At 70.7% G+C, this 7,273-nt stretch carries 6 protein-coding genes; 5 read left to right on the top strand and 1 reads right to left on the bottom strand.

The window, feature by feature from the left end; all coding sequences use genetic code 11:
* Positions 1–48: 48 nt before the first annotated feature.
* The 5 genes from K9U40_RS12855 to bluB all read left to right on the top strand — a co-directional run bounded on the left by K9U40_RS12855 (position 49) and on the right by bluB (position 6,588).
* On the top strand, positions 49–1,707 hold the full coding sequence (locus K9U40_RS12855; protein ID WP_282890589.1) for an acyl-CoA synthetase: 1,659 nt from the start codon (positions 49–51) through the stop codon (positions 1,705–1,707).
* Between the two features lie 42 nt (positions 1,708–1,749).
* Entirely contained in the window at positions 1,750–2,511 is a 762-nt protein-coding gene (locus tag K9U40_RS12850) for an SDR family NAD(P)-dependent oxidoreductase (protein WP_282890586.1), read from the top strand.
* A 290-nt stretch (positions 2,512–2,801) separates the two neighbouring features.
* Positions 2,802–4,310: a glycerol-3-phosphate dehydrogenase gene (glpD, locus tag K9U40_RS12845; RefSeq protein WP_282890588.1), complete on the top strand. Its 1,509-nt coding sequence runs from the start codon at positions 2,802–2,804 to the stop codon at positions 4,308–4,310.
* A gap of 26 nt (positions 4,311–4,336) precedes the next feature.
* Entirely contained in the window at positions 4,337–5,830 is a 1,494-nt protein-coding gene (gene glpK / locus K9U40_RS12840; protein ID WP_282890585.1) for a glycerol kinase GlpK, read from the top strand.
* 77 nt (positions 5,831–5,907) lie between these two features.
* Complete coding sequence (bluB, locus tag K9U40_RS12835) at positions 5,908–6,588, top strand: 5,6-dimethylbenzimidazole synthase (RefSeq protein ID WP_282890584.1); 681 nt, start codon at positions 5,908–5,910, stop codon at positions 6,586–6,588.
* Here the strand turns inward: bluB and K9U40_RS12830 are convergent.
* Positions 6,578–7,153: a protease inhibitor Inh/omp19 family protein gene (locus tag K9U40_RS12830; RefSeq protein ID WP_282890583.1), complete on the bottom strand. Its 576-nt coding sequence runs from the start codon at positions 7,151–7,153 to the stop codon at positions 6,578–6,580. The two genes, bluB and K9U40_RS12830, sit on opposite strands and share 11 nt — an antisense overlap.
* Positions 7,154–7,273: the final 120 nt, after the last annotated feature.

Genomic DNA, 7,273 nt, shown 5'->3' with positions numbered 1-7,273 from the left:
GTGAGAGGCGGGAGAGGGCTCGCCCCGCCTCTCACATCGAGTGATCCCATGTCCCCTGAGCCCGTCGAAACGCTTGCCACCCCCGAGGTTGCCCCCAAGGGCGGGGTCGCCCGCTCCAGCCGGCGGGTGATGAACCTGTCCCATGTGCTGCGCCAGGCGGCGCGGCGCTTCCCGAACGAGATCGGCTTCGTGGACGGCGCGCGCGCACTCACCTGGGGTGAGATGGACGCGCGGGTGGATGCCATGGCCGCCGAGCTGGCGCATCGCGGCATGGGGAAGGGCGACCGCATCCTGGTGCAGTCGAAGAACTGCCTTGAGATGTTCGAGAGCATGTTCGCCGCCTTCCGGATCGGCGCGGTGTGGGTACCCACCAATTTCCGCCAGACGCCGGGGGAGGTGGCCTATCTCGCCTCCGCCTCGGGGGCGCGGCTGATGATCTGCCACGCCGATTTTCCCGATCATGTCCCGGCCGTGCTGGCCGAGGCACCCTCCGTAGAGGCCGTGATCGCCATCGGCGCCACCGATTTCGGACCGGATTATGCCGACCTCGTCGCCGCCCGCCTCGGGGAGAGGGAGAGGGTCGCGGACGTGGAGCACGACGACCCGTGCTGGTTCTTCTTCACCTCCGGCACCACCGGGCGGCCCAAGGCGGCGGTGCTCACCCACGGCCAGATGGCCTTCGTCATCACCAACCATCTGTGCGACCTGATGCCCGGCACCACCCAGGCCGACGCCTCGCTGGTGGTGGCGCCGCTGTCCCACGGGGCGGGCGTGCACCAATTGGTGCAGGTGGCGCGGGCGGTGAAGACCGTCCTCCTGCCGTCCGAGAAGTTCGACGCGGCGGAGGCGTGGCGGCTGGTGGAGGAATGGCGCGTCACCAACATGTTCACCGTGCCCACCATCACCAAGCTGCTGGCCGAGCACCCCTCGGTGAACACTTACGACCATTCCTCCCTGCGCTACGTCATCTATGCCGGCGCGCCCATGTACCGGGAGGACCAGAAAAGGGCGCTGAAGGCGCTGGGCAAGGTTCTGGTGCAGTATTTCGGCCTCGGCGAGGTAACCGGCAACATCACCGTGCTGCCGCCGGCGCTGCATGATCCCGACGACGGTCCGAACGTGAAGCTCGGCACCTGCGGCTTCGAGCGCACGGGCATCCAGGTGCAGATCCAGAACGACGCGGGCGAGGAGGTGCAGCCCTTCGAGACCGGGGAAATCTGCGTCTGCGGCCCCGCCGTGTTCGCCGGCTATTACGACAATCCCGAAGCCAACGCGAAGGCGTTCCGCGACGGCTGGTTCCGCACTGGCGATCTCGGCCACATGGATAATGAGGGCTTCGTCTACATCACCGGCCGCGCCTCCGACATGTACATATCGGGCGGCTCCAACGTCTATCCGCGTGAGGTGGAGGAGAAGGTGCTCACCCATCCGGCGGTGGCGGAGGTGGCCATCCTCGGCGTGCCCGACCCCATGTGGGGCGAGGTGGGGGTGGCGGTGTGCGTGCTGCGCGAGGGGGCGAGCCTTTCCGAGGACGAGCTGATCGCATTCCTCGACGGCAAGGTCGCCCGCTACAAGCTGCCACGGCGCATCCATTTCTGGGATGCGCTGCCGAAATCCGCTTACGGCAAGATCACCAAAAAAATGGTGCGCGAGGCGTTGGCCGAGCGCGGCCTGCTTGAGCCGCCGCCCGCCACCCGCCCCGCCTGAAGCCGCCGCAGCACCGCAAACCAGATCCAGGGGAGAGACGACATGAGCAGGACGGGAAGCGTGATCGTGACGGGAGGCGCCTCCGGCATCGGCCTCGCCGCGGTGGAGGCGCTTCTGGCGGAAGGCTGGCGCGTGGTCGCGGCCGACATCGACACGGCCGCGGTGGAGAAGGCGCGGGCGCAGCTTGCGGGCCACGGTGACCGCGTGCGCGTCGAGGCGGCCGACATCTCCGACGAGGCGCAGGTGGTGGACCTCGTCGCCCGCACGGACCGCGATTTCGGCCCGCTGTGGGGCGTGGTCAATTCCGCCGGCATCGCTCGCGACGTGCCGGCGCTGGACACCTCGGTGGCGCTGTTCCGCGAGATCCTCGACGTGAACCTCGTCGGCACCTTCCTGGTGGCGCGGGAGGCGGCGAAGGCGATGACAGCCCACGGCGGCGGGGCCATCGTCAACATCGCGTCGGTCTCCGGCATCCGCGGCAATCTCGGCCGCTCGGCCTATGGCGCGTCCAAGGGCGGCGTGCTGGTGCTGACGCAGATCCTCGCGGTGGAGTTCGCGCCCTTCAACATCCGTGTGAACGGCGTCGCCCCCGGCCCCATCGAGACCCCCATGGTGAAGGCCATGCACACGCCGCAGGCCCGCGCCGGCTGGATGAAGACCGTGCCCATGCGCCGCTATGCGGAGCCCTCCGAAGTGTCCGGCGCCATCGCCTTCCTGCTGGACGAGACGAAGTCCTCCTTCGTCACCGGGCAGACCCTGAATGTGGATGGCGGCTTCACCGCCGGCGGGCTGATCGGGCTTTAGGGCCGGCCAGGGTCCGGCGCAACCGATCGCCGAAGGCGCTTCCGGCTCCAGCCGCCGCATCCTTTTGCCTGCTGCGGGGCCCAGGCCCGGCCTTCGCTGGTCCGGGAAACGGGCGATGACTTTTTCGGGGCGCGCCCTTCCCGCAGGAGGGGCGCGCGGCGGTTGCCGCCGTTCCGCTCCCATGGCCCAGTTGACGCCGCCGCCCGGCGCGGCATCGTCTCAGGGGAATGGCCAACCGATTCCGGCGGCGCCATGCTGCGCGCAGCCGGGAGGACGAGGTGGAGGCGGAGATGGCGGACACCTCGGGCGTCTTCGACCTCGCCATCATCGGCGGCGGCATCAATGGCGCCGGCATCGCCCGCGATGCGGCGGGGCGGGGGCTGTCCGTCGTCCTGTTCGAGAAGGGCGACCTTGCCTCCGGCACCTCGTCCGCCTCCACCAAGCTCATCCATGGCGGGCTGCGCTATCTGGAACACTATGCCTTCCGCCTGGTGCGGGAGGCCCTGGCCGAGCGCGAGGTGTTGTGGGGCATCGCCCCGCACGTCATCTGGCCGCTGCGCTTCGTGCTGCCGCACCATCCGGGCCTGCGTCCGGCATGGCTGCTGCGGCTGGGCCTGTTCCTCTACGATCATATGGGCGGCCGCCGCCTGCTGCCGCCCACGCGCACCCTGGACCTGCGGCACGATCCGCTCGGCGCGCGGCTGCGTCCCGGCTTCGGCCGGGCGTTCGAATATTCCGACTGCTGGGTGGACGATGCCCGCCTCGTGGTGCTCAACGCCCGCGATGCGGCGGATCGGGGCGCCGCCATCCGCCCGCGCACCAGGGTGGCGGGCGCGCACCGCGCCGACGGCCTGTGGGTGATCGAGGCGGAAGGGGCGGCCGGGCGCGAGAGCGTGCGCGCCCGTGTGCTGGTGGATGCCGCCGGCCCCTGGGCCGGGCAGGTGCTGGACGTGTTGCAGGTCAAGGCGAACGCCCGCCTGCGCCTGGTCCAGGGCAGCCACATCGTGGTGCATCGCCTGTTCGCGCACGATCGCTGCTACCTGTTCCAGAATGCGGACGGGCGCATCGTCTTCGCCATCCCCTATGAGGGCGACTTCACCCTCATCGGCACCACGGACCTCGACTATTCCGGCCGGCCGGAGGACGTGGCGGCGAGCCCCGGGGAGGTGGCCTATCTGTGCGCGGCGGCGAGCGAGTATTTCGCCGCCTCGGTCTCCCCGGAGCAGGTGGTGTGGACCTATTCCGGCGTGCGCGCGCTCTATGACGACGGCGCGGGCCGGGCGCAGGAAGCCACCCGCGACTATGTGCTCGCCCTCGACGCGCCGGAGGGTGGCGCGCCGCTTCTGTCGGTGTTCGGCGGCAAGATCACCACCTATCGGCGCCTCGCCGAGGCGGCGCTGGGGGGCCTCGCGCCGCACCTGCCGTCCATGGGGCCGCCCTTTACCGCGACCGCGCCGCTGCCCGGCGGGGATTTCCCCCGGCAGGGCTTCGAGCATCTGGTGAAGGCGCTGCGCACGGCCTTTCCCGCCCTCGACCCGGCTTTGCTCCGGCGCCTCGCGCGGGCCTACGGCACCGCGGCCTTCCGCCTGCTGGAGGGGGTCGCCCACGAGGACGATCTCGGCGACTGGTTCGGCGCCCATCTGTGCAGCCGCGAGGTGGACTGGCTGATGGACCGCGAATGGGCCATGACCGCCGAGGACGTGCTGTGGCGCCGCACCAAGCTCGGCCTGCGCACCTCGTTCCACGCGGCCGAGGAGCTCGAAACCTACATGGCCGGCCGGCGCGACGGCGGCGGGTAACAACAACACGCCAGCGGGAGGACGACTTGGCCGCCTACATCCTCGCCATCGACCAGGGCACCACCTCCTCGCGCGCCCTGCTGGTGCGCCGCGACGGCACCATCGCGGCCCTGGCGCAGGAAGAGCTCCCCCAGCATTTCCCGGCCTCCGGCGAAGTGGAGCAGGAGGCGGAGGACATCTGGGCCACCGTCCTCGCCTGCTGCCGCGCGGTGCTGAAGCAGGCCGGCGCGGGCGCTTCCGACATCGCCGGCATCGGCATCACCAACCAGCGCGAGACCACGCTGGTGTGGGAACGCGCCACGGGGCGCGCCATCCACCGCGCCATCGTCTGGCAGGACCGGCGCACGGCCCACACCTGCGCGCGGCTCGAGGCGCAAGGCCATGGCGCGCTGGTGCGGGCCCGTACCGGCCTGCTCATTGATCCCTATTTTTCCGCCACCAAGATCGCCCACATCCTTGATGCGGTGCCGGAGGCCCGCGCGCGGGCGGAGACGGGCGAACTGGCCTTCGGTACGGTGGATTCGTTCCTGCTGTTCCGCCTCACCGGCGGGCGCGTGCACACCACCGACGCCACCAACGCGGCGCGCACCCTGCTGTTCGACATCCACACGGGCGCCTGGGACGACGACCTCCTCGCCGTGTTCGGCGTGCCGCGCGCGCTGCTGCCGCAGGTGCGCGACTGCGCGGCCGACTTCGGCGCCACCGACCCGGACCTGTTCGGCGCGCCCATCCCCATCCGCGGCATGGCGGGGGACCAGCAGGCGGCCATGGTGGGGCAGGCGTGCTTTCAGCCCGGCATGGTGAAATCCACCTACGGCACCGGCTGCTTCGCCCTGCTCAATACCGGCGCGACCCCGGTGGCCTCGCGGCACCGGCTCCTCACCACCATCGCCTACCAGATCGACGGGCGGCGCACCTATGCGCTGGAAGGCTCCATCTTCGTCGCCGGGGCGGCGGTGCAATGGCTGCGCGACGGGCTGAAGATCATCTCCAGCGCCGCCGAGAGCGACCGCCTCGCGGCAGAGGCGGACGAGGGGCAGGACGTGATTCTGGTGCCGGCCTTCGTGGGGCTTGGCGCGCCCTATTGGCGGCCGGACGTGCGCGGCGCCCTGTTCGGCCTCACCCGCGCCACCGGGCCGGCCGAGCTGGCGCGGTCGGCGCTGGAGGCGGTGTGCTTCCAGACCTGCGACCTCATCGACGCCATGCACGCGGACTGGCCGGGGGAGGGCGGCGGCACAGTGCTGCGGGTGGACGGCGGCATGACCCGTTCCGACTTCACCATGCAGCGCCTCGCCGACCTCCTCGGCGCGCCGGTGGACCGTCCGGCGGAGACGGAGACCACGGTGCTGGGCGCGGCCTATCTGGCCGGGCTCCAGTCCGGCTTCTTCCCGCCGCCGGACATCTTCGCCGAAGGCTGGCGGCTGGAGCGGCGGTTCGTGCCGGTGATGCCGGCCGAGGCGCGTGCCGCGCGGCTCGCCGCCTGGCGGGCGGCGGTGGGATGCCTCATCGGCAGGGATTGACCTTGCCCGTCGCTTGCCGCCCACTCGGCGTCATCGAACGCGGAACACCGCGAGTCCAAAAAGGGGAGGGCGCCCGGATGATGGAGGAAGACAATTTCTCGCCGGAAGAGCGCGCCGTCATCTATCGCTGCATTCGCGAGCGACGCGACGTCCGGCGCAATTTCCGGCCCGACCCGGTTCCGCCCGACGTGCTCGCGCGCGTGCTGGCGGCCGGCCATGCGGCGCCCTCGGTGGGGTTCCTGCAGCCGTGGAACTTCATCGTCATCCGCGAGAGTGCCACCAAGGAGGCGCTGCACGCCGCCTTCACCCGCGCCAATGCGGAGGCGGCCGCCATGTTCGAGGGCGAACGGGCCGGGCTCTACCGCTCGCTCAAGCTCGAAGGCCTGCGCGAGGCGCCGCTGCTGTTGTGCGTGACCTGCGAGCGGGAGCGGGCCGGGCCGGTGGTGCTGGGGCGTACCCATCAGAGCGAGATGGACATCTATTCCACCGTCTGCGCGGTCGAGAACATCTGGCTGGCGGCGCGGGCGGAGAATCTGGGGGTGGGCTGGGTCTCCATCCTCGCTCTCGCCGACCTGCACCGCATCCTCGCCATTCCCGATCCCATCGTGCCCGTCGCGCTGCTGTGCGTGGGCTATGTGGACCATTTCGCGCACACGCCCGACCTCGAGCGCGCGGGCTGGCGCAAGAGGCTGTCGCTGGACGACCTGGTGTTCGAGGAACGCTTCGGCGAACGGGAGCGGACCGGCGTCAGCGGGTGAGCGTGACCTGCTGGCTGGTCTCGGAAATGAGGCCCACATAGCGGTTGGGGCCGGACGGCTGGAGCCGGGCGGTGACCTTGCCCTGATGGTTCTGGAGCACGATGTCCGGTCCCATCATGTCCCAGCCCTTGGTCATGAAGATCTCGCTGGGGCAGGACACGTCCGCCTGGGCCGAGAGGCCGGAAAGGCCGCGGTCGGTGCTGAGGCGCAGGGGACAGGAATTGCGCCCGCTGTCCCATGAGAAGGTCCAGGCGCCGGACAGCTGGCCCTGCGCCGCGCTGGCGGCGTAGGCGGTGCCGCCGGGATTGGCCGCGGGCGGGGTGAGCGGCACGTTGGCGGCGGTGGTGCGGGGCGTGATGGCGCCGGTGGCCGTCTCCGCCATGGAGGCCGAAACGTTCGCGGGCGCAGGCGCGCTCTCCACCGAACCGGTGGGCGCCGTCAGGACCCGATTGCCCGCCACGGCGGACGGCTTCGCCCCGAAGCCGTCGAGCTCTGTGCTGCAACCGCCGAGTGCCAATGCACCAAGGGTCAGCGACAGGGCCGCCGATACCTGAACCACCTTCATTCAACGCACTCCGGACGTGCCCGCAAACCTTAGCTCCTCTTCCAGGCCTCCGCTACCTGCGGAACAACCCGGAAGGGCGCCATCAACGTTCGGGTCACGGCCGGTCCGAAGGCAAACTCC

This window comes from Xanthobacter autotrophicus (assembly GCF_030015065.1).
GTDB lineage: Bacteria > Pseudomonadota > Alphaproteobacteria > Rhizobiales > Xanthobacteraceae > Xanthobacter > Xanthobacter autotrophicus_D.
The sequence above is the reverse complement of the archived record's forward strand: the minus strand, read 5'-3'. Positions and strand labels throughout refer to the sequence as shown.